We start from the raw sequence: 15,846 nt of genomic DNA on the forward strand, positions 1-15,846 counted from the left end.
TCAGTTGGGATTTAATAAAAAATCCCTATGCCCACCAAGACATAGAGAAAGTTAATTCCTCGGCAGGATATTAAGGCAAAAGCCACCTGAGTCTTAGGCGTATTTATCAGCAACTAGTAGCTTACCACAAACTTGCAGTAGCCGTCAATTAGGGATTCTTTATAAATCAAAACCTATTAAGCCTTAATCGCATCAAATGAATCTAAGTCCACCTTGACGCCGGGGCCAAATGTTGATGAGATTGAAACGTTATTAACGTAAACGCCACGAACAGAAGCCGGACGAGCTTTTACAATCACATCAGTAATGGTCTTTAAGTTACCAACAAGTTGGTCAGTTCCAAATGAAACCTTACCAACTGGAACGGCAACGTTACCGTCACGATCAGTCCGATAAGTTACCTTACCAGCCTTGGATTCTTGAACGGCTTTGGCAACATCCATTGTAACCGTGCCAGTCTTTGGGTTAGGCATCAAGCCCTTTGGTCCAAGAACTCGACCAAGACGACCAACTTGTGCCATCATGTCTGGAGTGGCAATGGCAACATCGAAATCAAGCCAGCCATCTTGAATTTTTTCAACTAAGTCGGTATCGCCAACAAAGTCTGCACCAGCATCCTTTGCAGCCTTGGCGTTATCGCCCTTTGCAAATACGATAACCGTTTGTTCTTTACCAGTTCCATTAGGTAAAACAACGGCACCACGTAATTGTTGATCGGCTTGCTTCGTATCAACGTTTAATTTAAAAACAATTTCAACAGTTGCGTCGAATTTTGCAAAATCAATTTTTTTAACTAAATCAACAGCATCAGTCACAGGATATGCTTTTGATTGATCTACCTGTTCAAGTGCTGTCTTGTAATTTTTACCTCTTTTACGAGCCATGTGTGTTTTCCTCCTTGCTTTGTGGTTATAACGGATAAACCTCCCACGCGACGTGAAACAGTGCATCATCGTTAAAGTCCTGAACTGTAGAAATGGTCAGACTATCCTTCGACAGTAAAGCCCATACTACGTGCAGTTCCTTCAACCATACGCATTGCTGCTTCAACATCAGCTGCGTTTAGGTCTTTCATTTTAGTTTCGGCAATTTCTTTAACTTGGTCCTTAGTAACAGTTGCAACCTTGTTAGTGTTTGGTTCACCGGAACCCTTTTGAACACCAGCAGCTTTTTTGAGTAACACAGCAGCAGGTGGAGTCTTAGTAATGAAGTCAAATGAACGATCTTCATACACAGTGATTACGACAGGAATAATCATGCCTGCTTGATCAGCAGTTCGTGCATTAAATTCCTTTGTAAATCCCATGATATTGATACCTGCTTGACCTAAAGCAGGACCAACTGGAGGGGCAGGTGTTGCTTTGCCCGCTGGAATTTGCAATTTAACAATATTAGCTACTTTTTTAGCCACGAGACATACCTCCTTAAGTCCGTGTGTGGTAATTGGAGATGCAGATTTCTCCTCCCACGTCAGTATGCGTAAACATACCAATTCAATATACCATAAAACCCTGTATTCAACAAGGCAAATTATGCGTTCCAAATAAATTTGGCAATGTGAGCATCGACCACCCGATTTTCATGGAGCAGTCGATGAGTTGCCCGCTTACCACGAATAACCAATTCCCGATAATAAATCAGCGGATCTCGCAATAAGTATCTTAATGAAAAAGCACTATTTAGCGACACTTGACCATCGTTTTGCTGATCGGTGCTAATGGTTCCAGCGATGTTTAGGAATTTAATTCCCTTAGGTATCATCATGACCTTTCTGGCTAACGCGCGGTAGATAGCGGTTTTTTCTTGTGGGCCGGTGGCATTAATTGGGTAAGCATCTATTTCACCCGTACTTTTAGCAATTTCTGAATCATTAAACGGCCCAGCAATTGTAATGACCCGTTTAATGGCCAGCGGCATTGCCTGTTGGTGGTGCGTTAAGAACCAAAAAATTGTAATGCACCCCATTGAATGGCCAACCAAATTAACCGCAGCGACACCATACTGAGTGGCCAAAAGCTCACAAATCGTCATTAACCATTCAGCCTGCTGTTTAGGCCGAGACGTTTTGTCGCGAAAAACAACCTGAACCAAACTGCGGGTATCAGCTAAATCGCCGATAACCTTGAGCTTTCCATGGCGGTCAACAAAAATCACCATTGATTTATTGGCTGCATAGGCAGCAACCAGTCGCCGTAACAAAAAGCCAAACGAAAAACGATTGCCAAAATAACCCGGTAAAAAAATCGTTGGCACGCCGTTAAGTTCACTCTCTGCTTGAACTTGAGTCTGCGCCGATTGGGGACGACCCAGAGCGCTAAACCATCGCCAACAAGCATAGCCAACTCCCACCAAAATAATGATTAATCCGAGGCCAATACCCTGAATCACCTGAACCACCTACTTGCTGTGAGCTATTGGATTGGATCCACTTGGTCAAATTCCAGTTCTGTGCTGGTTTCTCGGCCAAACATCTCAATATTAACTTTCAGACGCATCTTTTCATTGTCAATCTCAGTCACTTTGCCATCTAAGCCAGTAAAGGCCCCATCAACAATTTTAACGGTATCACCAACATTAACGTCCAATTCTTCGTGCCTTGAGCTCATGCCAATTCGTTTCAAGACCAGATCCACTTCTTCTGGCAACAATGGTGTTGGTTTACTACCTTGGCCGTGAGACCCAACGAATCCAGTTACTCCGGGTGTGTTCCGAACAATATACCAAGCTTGGTCGGTCATAATCATTTCAACTAAGACATAGCCAGGAAAGGTCTTTTCCATTTTTTCTTCATCTTTGCCATTTTTAACTTCGTGTTCCTCTTGTTCAGGGACCACTACCCTAAAGATATAATCCTGCATCCCCATAGATTCCTTCCGGCTATCCAAGTTTAACTTCACCTTGTTTTCATAACCAGAATAAGTATGTAACACATACCATTGTTTCTCTGCTGACTCAACCATATTTATAATCTCCTTAAAAATCATGTCAAATAAAAAAACCTGACACTGTTTGCAGGTTTTTACAACATAACTATATCAAATTTTCTTCGAATTGGCTATGCCAGAAACGTAAGCGCCCACTGAACAATCCAATCCACAGCGCCTAAAAAGATCGCCATTATAATTGAAGTTCCCAAAACTGTACTGGTATCACGCCGATTTTCTTTAGCGGTTGGCCAAGTAACGACCTTCATCTCATCAACAACGCTTTTTAAAAATCTTGCAAATCTCAATTTGTTAACTCCTAACTTTGCATAAGCTATCGTGTTTCTTTGTGTAAAGTATACTTACCACAATACTTACAAAATTTATTAAGCTCTAATCGCTTAGTTCGGTTAGAATTAGCGGGAATCGTATAATTCCGTGATCCACAAACTGAACAAGCCAATGCAACTTTTTTCTGTGCCATCTCGGCACCTCCTAACAGGCATAGTAATTCTAGCATGCTATTTTACTTACGTCAATTTATCCTGTCCAGATACTTTTGCCGGCAACGTTCAAAAGCATTTAAAATCGATCGATGGGCGGCCATTTTGAATGTTGGGTCACTATTCGGCAACATTTTAGCAAAAGCCTCTTTTTCAAGGCGGGAACAGCTCTTATATAATTGTAAAAGCTCTTCGCCAACAATCACCAGGTGTTCTGGGCTCCAAGCAGCGAGATCAGCCACGGTTGCTTCATAAAAGCTTTCATTTGCCTCAATTGACTTAAGCGCATCAATCGGCAGCCGCTTTTTCGCGTTATTTGCTCGGATCAAGTCAAAAACCCGGTTCTTAAGGTTATGGCTATAATAACTGCCAAATGAAATGTTACGGCCTGGTTCAAACTTCTGGGCTGAACGGTAAAGTACGATCCGGGCTTCCTGTTCAATATCTTCTGCGTCCATTCCGCTGATAAAATAAAGCCGGCGGATCTTTCGCAAAACTGGATGATAGCGGTTAAATAACCTCGCAAACGCTTCGCTATCCCCCTGACCAGCCAACTTAATGATTGCAATTTCTTCTTCAGTAATCATATTTGGATTCCCCTTGTAATTGTATGTGTCATTAACCTTGGCACTTACATTACAAAAGGCACTATCCACTGACAAGCGAACCCGGGTTCACCACCCTGGAATCTTCCCTATACCAATTTCAAAATATCACGAGAGAAATATTTTTATAATCACAAATTCCATCAAATTAATTTAATCGACCAAAAGCAGACGTCATGGCTAACTGGATGACGGCTTATGATCATCGGTTAATTGATTACGTAATTTCTCTAATGCCAACAATTGTTTTGGATTCCACGGTGAATGGCGAATCACTTGTGATTGATCCGTCAGTTTTCGCGCTTCTAAATCTACTTCTTGCTTTGCCCGCTTCATATCGGCTAACAATTCTCTGGCTGGAATCCGCAGCGCCCCACCAGAAAAAATCGTCCACTGCTCTGCTTGATCACTTGTTGCAACGATTACTTGGGTAAAACGATCCTGCCTGCGACGAGCCAACGCTTCAATATAACTATCAGCGGTTTGATCTTTGCTCGTCCACACAATCTCCATATCAAATTTTCGAAAGCTCTTGGAATTGCCCGGAACATACATCGCATCAAACACAACGATCATGTTGATATCCCGATATTTCTTGTATTCAGACAGTTCTGCTAACAATTGGTCCCGGGCATCTTCCAATCGGTTAGCCTGCTTTAATTTGTTTAAATGCGGCCAATTGCCGATCATATTGTAAGCATCAACTATTAACAGATCCTCTTTCATGTTTTTCACCAATTCTCAGTTTATTTTCCCAATGGATGTCGTGAATTATACCCCTGATAGATTAAAACGCTAGCAGCAACGCTCGCATTTAAACTTTGAATGTCACCAACCATTGGAATGGTCAGCATCTCATCAACCTGCTTTTTTAACAACGGTGAAATGCCCTTGCCTTCGTTGCCGATAATCACGGCAACAGCTCCCTTGGCATCCCAACTTCGATAATCAGTACCAGCAACATCGGTACCAAAAATCCACATTCCACGTTGTTTCAACTCTTTGACGGTGGCTGATAAGTTGGTCACCCGCGCGACTGGTACCCGCTCGATAGCACCAGCCGACGTTTTGGCAACCGTCGCTGTTAATCCAACAGCTCGATGTTTGGGAATAATAATGCCACTTACCCCAGCCGCATCAGCTGTTCGAATAATTGATCCCAAATTATGCGGATCTTCGATATTATCTAGAATCACAAAGAAAGGAGAAACCCCCGCTTGCTCAGCATTGGCAAAGAGATCGTCAATACTAGCATATTTAAAGGCCGCCGTTGACAAAACGACTCCTTGATGATTCTGATGGTTAGCGAGCTTATCCAGCTTTTGTTTTGGTACTTTCGAGATGACAAGCCGTTTTTGATGAGCTAACTTCATCACTTCTGAAATAATATTGTCATCGTCTTTAATCCCGACTTGGATAAATAACTTATTAACCGGATGATTGCTCTTTAGGGCAGCGACAACCGGGTGGCGGCCAATAATAAATTCTTCATTTTCCTGATCTGATTGATCATTCTTCATGCTTCAAATTCCCACTTTCTACTTGTTCAATACACCAATCGGCAATCTGATTCATTCGCTGGTTTTGATCACTTAAACACAGATAACCAAAGACCGCCTCAAAACCGGTCGAAATCCGATAAGTGATGACGTCCGTGTTCTTTGCATGAGTGTGACTCTTTGCGTTTCTACCCCGTTTGAAATAGCCCCATTCGTCATCGTTTAAAAGCTCCTCAGCCTGCATCAAGTCAATCAGTGCTGCTTGCGCTTTAGCAGATACGTATTTAGTTGCGGCATGCTGCAATCGGGTCGGCCGCGTAAGCCCCTGCTCAATTAAATGACGGCGAATGTATACTTCATAGGCTGCATCGCCCATATAAGCCAACGCAATGCCGTTGAGCTGAGAAAAGTTGTCAGCCATATTAATTATTGTTCCTTTCTAAAGCGAGTTCCCTGAGGCGTATCTTCCAGAATAATGCCTCGGGCTTTTAATTCTTCTCGAATCTCATCACTACGAATAAAATCTTTATTTTTTCGAGCCGTTTCACGCTCATGAATGAGCTTCCAAATTTCATCGTCTTTTAATTCACTTTGTTCCAGCTTAATGCCAAAGATTCCAGCTAACTGCCGTAACGTATTAATCACAAACTGGACACTTAATTGAAAGACTGTCTGGCGTTCACTGTAAGTATTGGCAAATTTAGCCAGTTCATAAACGGCGGCAATCCCATTTTGAACGTTGAAGTCATCATCCATCGCATCCGTGAAATCAGCGACAATCTGGCGAACTTCTTGATCAACTTTTGGATCATCGCCTTCCTCAGCGTTATGCAGGCGATAAATCAAGTTATTAAAGGCTGTTTGGAGCTTCTTTAAGTTGCTCTTAGCCTCTTGAACACTAGAATCACTATATTGAATTGGGCGGCGATAGTGGGTGGTTGCCATCAACAGTCGAATCACTTGACCATCCAATTGTTTGAGCAAGTCATGAACCGTTATAAAGTTACCAAGTGACTTACTCATTTTTTCGTTATCTTCACCAATCGTAACAAACCCATTGTGCATCCAGTATTTAACAAATTGCTGGTGCGTGTTGGCTTCGCTTTGGGCCCGTTCATTTTCATGATGAGGGAAAATGAGATCTTCGCCACCACCATGAATATCAATGGTTTTGCCCAAATACTTAGTAGCCATTACTGAGCACTCGATGTGCCAACCCGGCCGACCGTTGCCCCATGGTGATTCCCAAGAAATTTCATCGGCTTTAGACTTTTTCCAAAGGGCAAAGTCAATTGGGTCCTCTTTTTTAGCCATTTCTGCTTCACTGACATGCTGGCTGGCGCCAATTTCTAGTTGGTCAACGTCAATATGTGGTAAGGCACCATAAGACGGGAATTTTCTTGCCCGGAAATAAACGTCGCCGTCAACATTATAGGCATAGCCGTTATCAACCAGTGTTTTAACAAAATCAATTATTTCTGGAATGTTTTCAGTTGCCCGCGGATGGGTCACGTTGGACGAAATATTTAAGGCCGCTGTATCTTGCATAAAGGCGGCAATATACTTATCAGCAATTGCGCCGACCGTTGTGTGATTTTCATGGGCAGCATTAATCATCTTATCATCGACGTCAGTAAAATTAGAAACATAGTTCACTTTGTAGCCACGATATTCTAAATATCGACGCACCGTGTCAAACGCAATGGCACTCCTTGCATTTCCAATGTGAATATAATTATAGACTGTCGGGCCACAGACATACATGTTGACAACTCCGGGGGTGACAGGTTCGAATTTTTCTTTTTTGCGGGTGAGCGTATTAAATATCTGCAGCATGTCGATTTCCTCTCTTTGCTTATTAAGTAAAATTATGAGTCGTTTATATTAAAATCATAGCATAAAATCCAGCTATTATATCAATCTAACTACCACCTATAATAAAAGGTCCCGCTGAATTTTCAACGAGACCAATTAATTTAATAATAAAATTAATTATTTACGCGTTATCGAGTTGCTTTAAAGTTTGTTCAATATGCTCGATCGCTTTTTGGCGACCAACCAGCTCAACAGATTCTGGCAGCTCTGGACCGTGCATTTCGTGCGTAACCGCGATTCGAATTGGCATCCAAAGTTTCCGGCCTTTGATCCCGGTGTCCTTTTGGATAGCTTTAATTGTCTTGAAGACTTCGACTGAATCGAAAATCGGCAAAGCTTGAATTCGTTTTTGGAATTCCTTCAGCACAACGGGAGCGGTCTCATTAGAAATCTCAGCCAACGCATCGCCACTAATTTCCTCAGGCTCTTCAAAGAACACCGAAGCCATATCATTAATTTGGGCCATGTAGCTCATTTCACGCTTATATAACATGATCAATTGCCGCGCCCATTCAATGGTTTTTTCATCGGGATCTTCTTCAATATTGCCACCAGAAATCAACTGACGTAATGCTAAATCCATGATCGTACTGTCGTCAGCAGCTTTAACGTATTGGTTATTAATCCACTCAAGTTTCTTTGAATCAAACTTGGCAGGTGACTTACTAAGGCGAGTTTCATCATACATCTTAATGAATTCTTTTTTGGTGAAAATCTCATCCTCGCCAACCGGTGACCAACCTAAAAGCAGAATAAAGTTAAACATGGCATCTGGCAAGTACCCTAATTTACGATATTGTTCAATAAATTGAAGGACGGATTCGTCTCGCTTACTAAGCTTCTTGCCCGTATCAGCACTAATAATCAAACTCATATGACCGAATTTGGGTGCCTGCCAGCCAAATGCTTCATAAATCATTAACTGTTTTGGGGTGTTGGCAACGTGGTCATCACCACGAAAAACATGACTAATTTGCATCATGTGATCATCAACAACGACCGCAAAATTATACGTTGGCATGCCATCTCGCTTAGCGATAATAAAGTCGCCGCCAATGGTATCTGAGTTAAAAGAAACCTTGCCCTTAACGATATCGTCCCAAGCATAATCACGATCCTTCGGGACTCGGAATCGAATAACCGGCTTGAGGCCCTTAGCCTTAGCATCTGCAATGGCTTGGTTCTTCTCTTCTTCAGACATTCCTTCATATTCATATTCGTAATGAGGCATTTCCCCCCGGGCTTTTTGCGCTTCCCGGTCGGCCTGCAATTGCGCTTCGGTTCGATATGATTCATAAGCTTTGCCTTCGTCCAGCAATTTTTGAATCAAAGGATCATAGATATCTTTTCGCTCAGACTGACGGTAAGGCCCGAAGTCGCCACCGACGTCAGGGCCCTCATCCCAGTCCAACCCAAGCCACTTCAAGTTGTCCAACTGGCTCTTTTCACCATCGGCAACGTTTCGCTTGGTATCGGTATCCTCGATTCGGATAATAAATTTACCCTTATTGTGTCGCGCAAATAAATAATTAAAAATGGCTGTTCGTGCATTGCCGATATGCAAGTGTCCAGTCGGACTAGGTGCGTATCGAACTCGAATTGCATTGTTTGCCAATGTCTAACGCCTCTTTCTTAAAATTAATCGACAATTTTGTCAGTGTTTAAAGTTTACAATGAACGCCCGGAAAAATAAAGGGGAACGCGACTTTTCACCGCCACTGTTTTCAAATGAAAAGAAGCGGGTTAACTTACTCAGTGGGCCCACTTCCAATGCTTATTTCTTAGCTGCTCGCTTATCGTTGTGCCCATTTTTGGCCTTATCCGCCTCATTATTCTCAGAAATGTTTTTCGTTGAATGTTCTGGACGGGCAAAGATCATCTTACCTGCGTCGGTTTGAATGGCACTCGTCACGACCACGTCAATATGATCATTCAAGAAGTAGCGGCCATCTTCAACAACAACCATCGTACCATCATCCAAATAAGCAACTCCTTGCTGCCGTTCAGTTCCGTTCTTAACAACCATCACGTTTAACTTCTGGCCAGGCAAAATCTTTTGGCGCAACGCGTTTGCTAAGGCGTTAATGTTGAATACCTGAACGTTTTGGAATTGAATGACTTTGTTTAAATTGTAATCATTCGTAATAATGACGCCATTAATATCTTTAGCTAATTGAATCAGTTTGCTGTCCACTTCATCAATATCATCATAGTCTTTTTCATAAATTTCGATTGGGATCAAATTTTCTTCTTGCAGCTTATTAAGAATGTCCAATCCTCTTCGACCACGTACCCGTTTAACACTATCACTTGAATCAGCAATATATTGAAGTTCGTATAGCACAAACTTAGGTACTAGGATCGTTCCTTCCACAAATCCTGTTTTGATAACGTCATAAATGCGACCGTCAATCAAAATATTTGTGTCGAGAATTTTGTAGTGATGATAATTTTTATCAACCGGTTTATCGATAATTTTTTCACCAGTACTCTTTGTCGCTTCTCCCTTACGACGCAGCTGAAATACACGTCGCCAGCGCTCGTTTTGGGTGGTTCCCAACCGAAAACCGAAGTACCCTAATACCAACATTAAAATAATTGGAATCATTGTATTTAAGAAGAACGTTTGGGTTCTAAAAAATACAATGGAGATCAAGATGGCAACGACCAAGCCGACAATCAAGCCAAGGGTTCCAAAAATCAGGGAAATTGGACTTTGCTTGGTAAGCTGCACTTCAACTTTATCAATTAGCTTCAGGACGTAGTTTCCAGTCAACAACGAAATAATATAAAAAATAATGGCACCAACGACTGCGTTTGTAATGGTGTTGTTGAAAATTGTCCCGTATCTAACCTGTAAAATCAACCAAAGTAACGGAAAATAGCTGGCACCAATCGCGGCCCCAGCAAGTGTGAAAACAATCTGAATAATTCTCTTTCTTTTCACAATATCGCCTTCTCTCAAAATAGTTTATTAGCCTAACGCTAATTTTAAGGCTTGTGAGAGCGTCGAAACCCCCACCACTTCAATGCCTTTAGGTGGTGTCCATCCCTGTAAGTTATTGGCTGGAACGATAACACGCTTGAACCCCAGCTTCTGAGCTTCTACTACCCGCTGCTCGATCCGGGTAACCCGACGAACCTCGCCAGTCAATCCTAATTCACCAACATAACACTCAGTTGGGCTTGTTCCACGATTCTTATATGAGGAAGCAATGCTCACAGCGATTGCCAAATCAATTGCCGGCTCGTCCAGCTTAACACCACCAGCCGCCTTTAAATAGGCATCCTGATTCTGTAGCATTAATCCAGCCCGTTTTTCTAAAACGGCCATGATAAGCGATACCCGATTACGATCGAGGCCAGTTGCCGTTCGCTGAGCATTCCCAAATACCGAGGCCGTCACTAAAGCTTGGATTTCAACCAAGATTGGCCGGGTGCCTTCCATTGAGACGACAATGGCCGAACCGGTGGCGTCTTTTAAGCGTTCTTCCAAAAAGATTTCAGATGGGTTAGTTACCTCATGCAAACCATCCATTCGCATTTCAAAAACTCCAAGTTCATTGGTCGAGCCAAAGCGATTTTTAACGGTTCGCAAAATTCGATAGGAATGATGCAAATCACCTTCAAAATACAAAACCGTATCAACCATATGTTCCAAAATCTTGGGGCCGGCAATCGCTCCGCCTTTGGTCACATGACCAACTACAAATACCGTGATCCCTTGACCCTTGGCGATATTCATCAGGTCAGCCGTTACCTCACGAATCTGGGCAACAGATCCAGTTGCCGACTGCAATTCTGGAATTTGCATCGTCTGAACTGAATCGATAATGACAGCGTCTGGTTTCATTTCATTAATGGTATTCTTAATAACATCCATATCCGTTTCAGGATAAACGTATAATTGGTCACCGGAAACGCCCAGCCGATTCGCTCTCATCTTAATCTGGCTGGCACTTTCTTCACCTGAAACATAGAGAATCTTGCCAGATTGACTGAGTTGGCCGGACACCTGAAGCATTAACGTCGACTTGCCAATTCCCGGGTTGCCGCCAATTAAAATCAGCGAACCTGGAACGACCCCGCCGCCAAGAACTCGATTTAATTCTTCCATTGACGTCTTAAACCGATTCTCTTTTTGGAAGGCTACCTTAGCGATTGGCTCTGGTCGACTATCATGGATACCGTGGCGCCGTAAGCTAGTGGAGCTGGCAGCTGCTGTCTTGGGCACAACCGTTTCTTCCACTAGTGTATTCCACTCATTACAATTCGGGCACCGCCCTAGGTATCGCGGGGAGATATAACCACAATTTTGACAAACATACTGAGTTTTAACTTTTGCCAATGCAATTCTCCTTTATTTACGCAGGCTACAATATTTATTTTAGCACTTTTAATTAGAAAAACAGTTGGGGCCTCTCCGATTTTAAGCACTCTTAAAAACTAACGGCCAGAAGAACCAAACCCACCACTGCGAGTTTTCTTTTGTGCTTGATCATCTTGATCAGCTAACAGATAAGGCATGAAAATACCTTGAGCAATGCGCTCCCCTTTTGCAATTTGAATATCTCGGATACCAAAATTAAGGATTTGAACAAAAATTTCGCCTTCATTCCCTTCGTTGTTATAGTAATCGGCATCAATCACGCCAATGCCATTTGGGATGGTCAACCCACGCTTAAGCGGGTTACTTGACCGATTGGCAATGATTAAAACTTCATTGGGGTTCATGTAAGCCTTAATCCCAGTGGGAATCAAAAACGGTTTCAAAACCCGTTTAGCCTTTTCAAGCTCATCTGGTGTCACCGCCGTTTCATGACGAATTGCCCACAAAACTTTGAGAAAATTAAGTTTCCAAATTGATGGGATTATCATTTCCTTAGCACTTTGAAAATCATAGCCAGCAGCATTTTGGGTTGTCCGGTATGGTAATGTTAACTGTTCATTGGCATATTTTGAAACCACTTCAAAGCCTCGCTCCATTTTCATTCCAACTCCTTTAAGTTTCATATTCAACTAAGTATAAACTAAAACGATTCGTTTTCATAGATTGACAAAAAGCGTAAAAAAACGCAGAATATGGGTGAGTAAAACCTTTAAACACGATTTAAACGAAAGGAACTATCATAATGACACATCAAGACGAATTAAAACAATTAGTTGGTAAGGCAGCCGTTAAATACATCCAAGACCATACCGTTGTCGGTCTTGGAACCGGTTCAACCGTTAAATTTATGGTTGATGCCCTCGGTCAACGGGTTAAAGAAGAAGGCCTCTCAATCGTTGGCGTCCCCACCTCTGAGCGAACTCGCAAGCAAGCAAACAACCTTGGCATTCCAACTAAAGGGGTTGATGAGGTCGATCACATTGACCTCACAATTGACGGCGCCGATCAAATTGATCAAAACTTTCAAGGGATTAAAGGCGGCGGTGGCGCTCATCTTTGGGAAAAAATTGTTGCCATCAATTCCGATAAAAATATGTGGATCGTCGACGAAAGCAAGATGACGAACCAGTTGGGCTCATTCCCATTACCATTAGAGGTCATTCCCTATGGGAGCGTGCAACTCTTCAAACGGCTTCAAGAAAAGGGATACAATCCAGAATTTAGAATTTCTGACGGCAAGAAAGTCAAAACAGATTCCAATAACGATATTATCGATCTTCACCTACATCAAATTAAAGATCCTCAAGCCCTTGCCTTAGAGTTAGACCAAATGACGGGTGTCGTCGAACATGGATTGTTTTTAGACATTGTGAATACAGTGATTGTCGGCCGAGAATCAGGGCCCGAAATCTTAACGGCAAATCGATAATGGCTTCAATGCGCACTTGCAAACTTACGTCAATTGAATTCATTAATGCAGTCACTCAAAGATCATTCAATCAAGGTTCACAGAAGTCCATCATTGTCTTGGGCTTTTTTATTTTACCAAATTTTTGAAGATCGCCGCCACAGGTCGCTTTTTAGGCACTTATTCTCCGCAAAGTTCTGGCGATTTATCAATAATGAGAGTAAACTTACATGTTATTAAGGAGAGTGATCATTTTTGACATCAGAAATTAAATTCGATCAAATTAAACAATTCCAACAGGATTTTGATGACCGTAAAGATTCAAAGGTTATTGAACGGGCAGTGTCTCACCAAGGCATTTTAGCTGCTAGTGAGGACTTTTCTGCTGAGAGCAACATGCACCCTGTTTTTTCAATCGACCTATCAACCGGTAAAGTAGCCGATCAAAAGCAAAGCGGCCGCTGCTGGATGTTTGCCGCCCTCAATACGATGCGCATCAATTTGATGAATTCATTGAAGGTCGCTGATGACTTTGAACTTTCTCAAAACTATACTAATTTTTGGGATAAGTTTGAAAAGTCCAACTACTTCTTAGAAAATGTTTTGAAGACCGCAGAAAAACCGCTTGATTCCAGAAAAGTTTCTTGGTTAATGCAGACCCCACAGCAAGACGGCGGCCAGTGGGATATGCTATGCGCGCTGATTGAAAAATATGGCATTGTGCCAAAATATGCAATGCCAGAAACTTTCAGTAGTGAAAAATCAGCCCAATTAAATAAGTACCTTAACCTCAAATTGCGCCATGATGCAACCATTCTTCGTGAATTAGTAGCTGACAAAGCGTCGGGTAGTAAGATTGCGAACACCAAGGATAAAATGTTAACCGAAATTTATCGGCTCTTAACCTACACTCTGGGCGAACCTACAACCAGCTTTGATTTCGAATACCGCGATAAAGATAACAACTACCACATTGACCAAAACATCACGCCACAGGAATTCTTCAAAAAATACATTGGCCTCAACCTTGAAGACTATATATCATTGATTAATTCCCCAACAGACGATAAGCCATTTAACAAGACGTATACGATTGAAATGCTGGGTAACGTTGTTGGTGGCCGTCAAGTTAAACATTTAAACTTGGAAATGAACGAACTCAAGCAGCTCGCCATTAAGCAACTTCAAAATGGGGAATCCGTTTGGTTTGGGAGTGATGTTGGTCAAAGTTCCAATACTAAAAAGGGCATCATGGATACCAACCTATATGTGCCTGATGAACTATTGGATACCGACCTCTCACTATCAAAAGCCGAACGATTAGACTATAGTGAAAGCTTAATGACCCACGCAATGGTTATTACCGGCGTTGACTTAGTTGACGGCAAACCCACCAAGTGGAAAGTCGAAAACAGCTGGGGCGAAAAAGTCGGCACTAAAGGCTACTTTGTAATGAGTGATGACTGGATGGATCAATTCGTTTATCAATTTGTTATTAACAAAAAGTATCTCTCAGCTGAACAACAAAAAGCTCAAGCCCAAGAACCCATCGTCTTGAAGCCTTGGGATCCAATGGGGGCGCTGGCTTAATCAAGCCTACACTATTGATGGCTTGACTCTAGTCAATTTTAAAGAATTTGTTACCTTAAGAATAATATCGTATCAAGGGCCATCGCTATCAAAAAAGTCGGCCGATCCGTTACACCACAATATGGCATAACGGATCGGCCGACTTTTTAATATGGCGCCAACCAAATTGGTGCATTTAACTGCTCCCAGACACAGAAATCCCATTTTCAATCAGATGGCCTAATAATGCAGCTAAAACGAATAAGATTTAGCAGTAAGCTGCAAATGCGCGGCCGTTAACAAATCTTGGTGGTTGGTTTAGATATTATGCAAAATCCGCCTGATAAGGGACAATCCCCTGCTCAGTTTTAACCTGGTTATTTTGCCATCAATTGTTTGGCCACAATATTCAACCGCTTATCAAAGTCATACCTAATCGGCTTGCCATTTGGCACTTCGACGTTTGGGATATCTTCGTCACTGACGTTCTCCAAAAACTTAATGAGCGCTCTTAAGGTACTCCCATGAGCCACCACAAGCTGATTCTTGCCTGCCAATAACTTAGGGGCAATCTGGTCAACCCAATAGGGAATAAGGCGTTGCATGGTCATTTCCAAGCTTTCAGCCAACGGGATTTTGACACCATAGCGATCATATCTGGGATCTTCATCACGTTTAGTCAATTTAGGGGGCACGACGGTAAAACTCCGCCGCCAAATTTTAAGCTGCTTTTCGCCAACTCGCTGCTTAACTGCTAATTTGTTTTGACCACGCAGGCCGCCATAATGGCGTTCATTTAGCCGCCATGATTTGTGCTCAGCAATGTCATTTTGGCCGACTTCATCCAAAACAATGTTCGTAGTGATAATCGCCCGTTTTAAAAATGACGTATGCACATCATCAAACTGAATATTGGCTGCCTTAATAATTTTACCGGCAGCATGAGCTTGGGCCACCCCTTTTTGGGTAAGGGCAACGTCACTCCAGCCGGTAAAAATATTATCTCGGTTTGCCTGACTTTCTCCGTGACGCATGATTACGAGTGTTGGCACGATTTCATCTTCCTTATCTCA

Annotated in this window: 18 protein-coding genes and 1 other annotated feature; of the genes, 2 read left to right on the plus strand and 16 right to left on the minus strand. The window is 42.3% G+C overall.

The window, feature by feature from the left end:
• Positions 1-7 precede the first annotated feature (7 nt).
• Positions 8-116 (minus strand) — a sequence feature (ribosomal protein L10 leader region).
• Positions 117-176: 60 nt separating this feature from the next.
• The 15 genes from rplA to YK48G_RS13295 all read right to left on the minus strand — a co-directional run bounded on the left by rplA (position 177) and on the right by YK48G_RS13295 (position 12,392).
• Entirely contained in the window at positions 177-884 is a 708-nt protein-coding gene (rplA, locus tag YK48G_RS13225) for a 50S ribosomal protein L1 (RefSeq protein WP_203631175.1), read from the minus strand.
• 101 nt (positions 885-985) lie between these two features.
• Entirely contained in the window at positions 986-1,411 is a 426-nt protein-coding gene (rplK, locus tag YK48G_RS13230) for a 50S ribosomal protein L11 (protein WP_013728260.1), read from the minus strand.
• A 119-nt stretch (positions 1,412-1,530) separates the two neighbouring features.
• Entirely contained in the window at positions 1,531-2,388 is an 858-nt protein-coding gene (locus tag YK48G_RS13235) for an alpha/beta hydrolase (protein WP_232365385.1), read from the minus strand.
• Between the two features lie 23 nt (positions 2,389-2,411).
• Positions 2,412-2,960: a transcription termination/antitermination protein NusG gene (gene nusG / locus YK48G_RS13240; RefSeq protein ID WP_203631177.1), complete on the minus strand. Its 549-nt coding sequence runs from the start codon at positions 2,958-2,960 to the stop codon at positions 2,412-2,414.
• Positions 2,961-3,055: 95 nt separating this feature from the next.
• Complete coding sequence (secE, locus tag YK48G_RS13245; RefSeq protein ID WP_203631178.1) at positions 3,056-3,232, minus strand: preprotein translocase subunit SecE; 177 nt, start codon at positions 3,230-3,232, stop codon at positions 3,056-3,058.
• A 26-nt stretch (positions 3,233-3,258) separates the two neighbouring features.
• The gene (gene rpmG / locus YK48G_RS13250) at positions 3,259-3,408 is read right to left on the minus strand and encodes a 50S ribosomal protein L33 (protein ID WP_203631179.1); all 150 of its coding nucleotides are present in this window, start codon (positions 3,406-3,408) and stop codon (positions 3,259-3,261) included.
• A gap of 51 nt (positions 3,409-3,459) precedes the next feature.
• Positions 3,460-4,014 (minus strand): sigma-70 family RNA polymerase sigma factor, encoded by a 555-nt coding sequence (locus YK48G_RS13255; protein WP_203631180.1) that lies wholly within the window; start codon positions 4,012-4,014, stop codon positions 3,460-3,462.
• 198 nt (positions 4,015-4,212) lie between these two features.
• Complete coding sequence (locus YK48G_RS13260) at positions 4,213-4,758, minus strand: NYN domain-containing protein (protein WP_203631181.1); 546 nt, start codon at positions 4,756-4,758, stop codon at positions 4,213-4,215.
• A gap of 20 nt (positions 4,759-4,778) precedes the next feature.
• Positions 4,779-5,552, minus strand: coding sequence for a 23S rRNA (guanosine(2251)-2'-O)-methyltransferase RlmB (rlmB, locus tag YK48G_RS13265; protein ID WP_203631182.1), 774 nt, complete (start codon positions 5,550-5,552; stop codon positions 4,779-4,781).
• Complete coding sequence (locus YK48G_RS13270; protein WP_203631183.1) at positions 5,542-5,952, minus strand: Mini-ribonuclease 3; 411 nt, start codon at positions 5,950-5,952, stop codon at positions 5,542-5,544. The genes rlmB and YK48G_RS13270 overlap by 11 nt, the downstream gene beginning before the upstream one ends.
• Positions 5,953-5,957: 5 nt before the next feature.
• Positions 5,958-7,367, minus strand: a complete 1,410-nt coding sequence (gene cysS, locus YK48G_RS13275; protein ID WP_203631184.1) for a cysteine--tRNA ligase — start codon at positions 7,365-7,367, stop codon at positions 5,958-5,960.
• Positions 7,368-7,527: 160 nt separating this feature from the next.
• Positions 7,528-9,021, minus strand: a complete 1,494-nt coding sequence (gene gltX, locus YK48G_RS13280; RefSeq protein ID WP_203631185.1) for a glutamate--tRNA ligase — start codon at positions 9,019-9,021, stop codon at positions 7,528-7,530.
• A 159-nt stretch (positions 9,022-9,180) separates the two neighbouring features.
• Positions 9,181-10,356 (minus strand): PIN/TRAM domain-containing protein, encoded by a 1,176-nt coding sequence (locus YK48G_RS13285; protein WP_373300233.1) that lies wholly within the window; start codon positions 10,354-10,356, stop codon positions 9,181-9,183.
• 24 nt (positions 10,357-10,380) lie between these two features.
• Positions 10,381-11,754 (minus strand): DNA repair protein RadA, encoded by a 1,374-nt coding sequence (radA, locus tag YK48G_RS13290; protein ID WP_203631187.1) that lies wholly within the window; start codon positions 11,752-11,754, stop codon positions 10,381-10,383.
• Between the two features lie 98 nt (positions 11,755-11,852).
• Complete coding sequence (locus YK48G_RS13295) at positions 11,853-12,392, minus strand: dCTP deaminase/dUTPase family protein (protein ID WP_203631225.1); 540 nt, start codon at positions 12,390-12,392, stop codon at positions 11,853-11,855.
• A 146-nt stretch (positions 12,393-12,538) separates the two neighbouring features.
• On the opposite strand from YK48G_RS13295, the gene rpiA reads away from it, so the two are divergent.
• Positions 12,539-13,225 (plus strand): ribose-5-phosphate isomerase RpiA, encoded by a 687-nt coding sequence (gene rpiA / locus YK48G_RS13300; protein WP_203631188.1) that lies wholly within the window; start codon positions 12,539-12,541, stop codon positions 13,223-13,225.
• Positions 13,226-13,459: 234 nt separating this feature from the next.
• A complete protein-coding gene (locus tag YK48G_RS13305; RefSeq protein ID WP_203631189.1) occupies positions 13,460-14,794 on the plus strand; it encodes a C1 family peptidase in 1,335 nt (444 codons plus the stop codon).
• Between the two features lie 356 nt (positions 14,795-15,150).
• On the opposite strand, the gene YK48G_RS13310 is transcribed toward YK48G_RS13305, so the two are convergent.
• On the minus strand, positions 15,151-15,807 hold the full coding sequence (locus YK48G_RS13310) for a 2,3-bisphosphoglycerate-dependent phosphoglycerate mutase (RefSeq protein ID WP_203631226.1): 657 nt from the start codon (positions 15,805-15,807) through the stop codon (positions 15,151-15,153).
• Between the last annotated feature and the right edge of the window lie 39 nt (positions 15,808-15,846).

It is taken from the genome of Lentilactobacillus fungorum (assembly GCF_016860605.1).
GTDB lineage: Bacteria > Bacillota > Bacilli > Lactobacillales > Lactobacillaceae > Lentilactobacillus > Lentilactobacillus fungorum.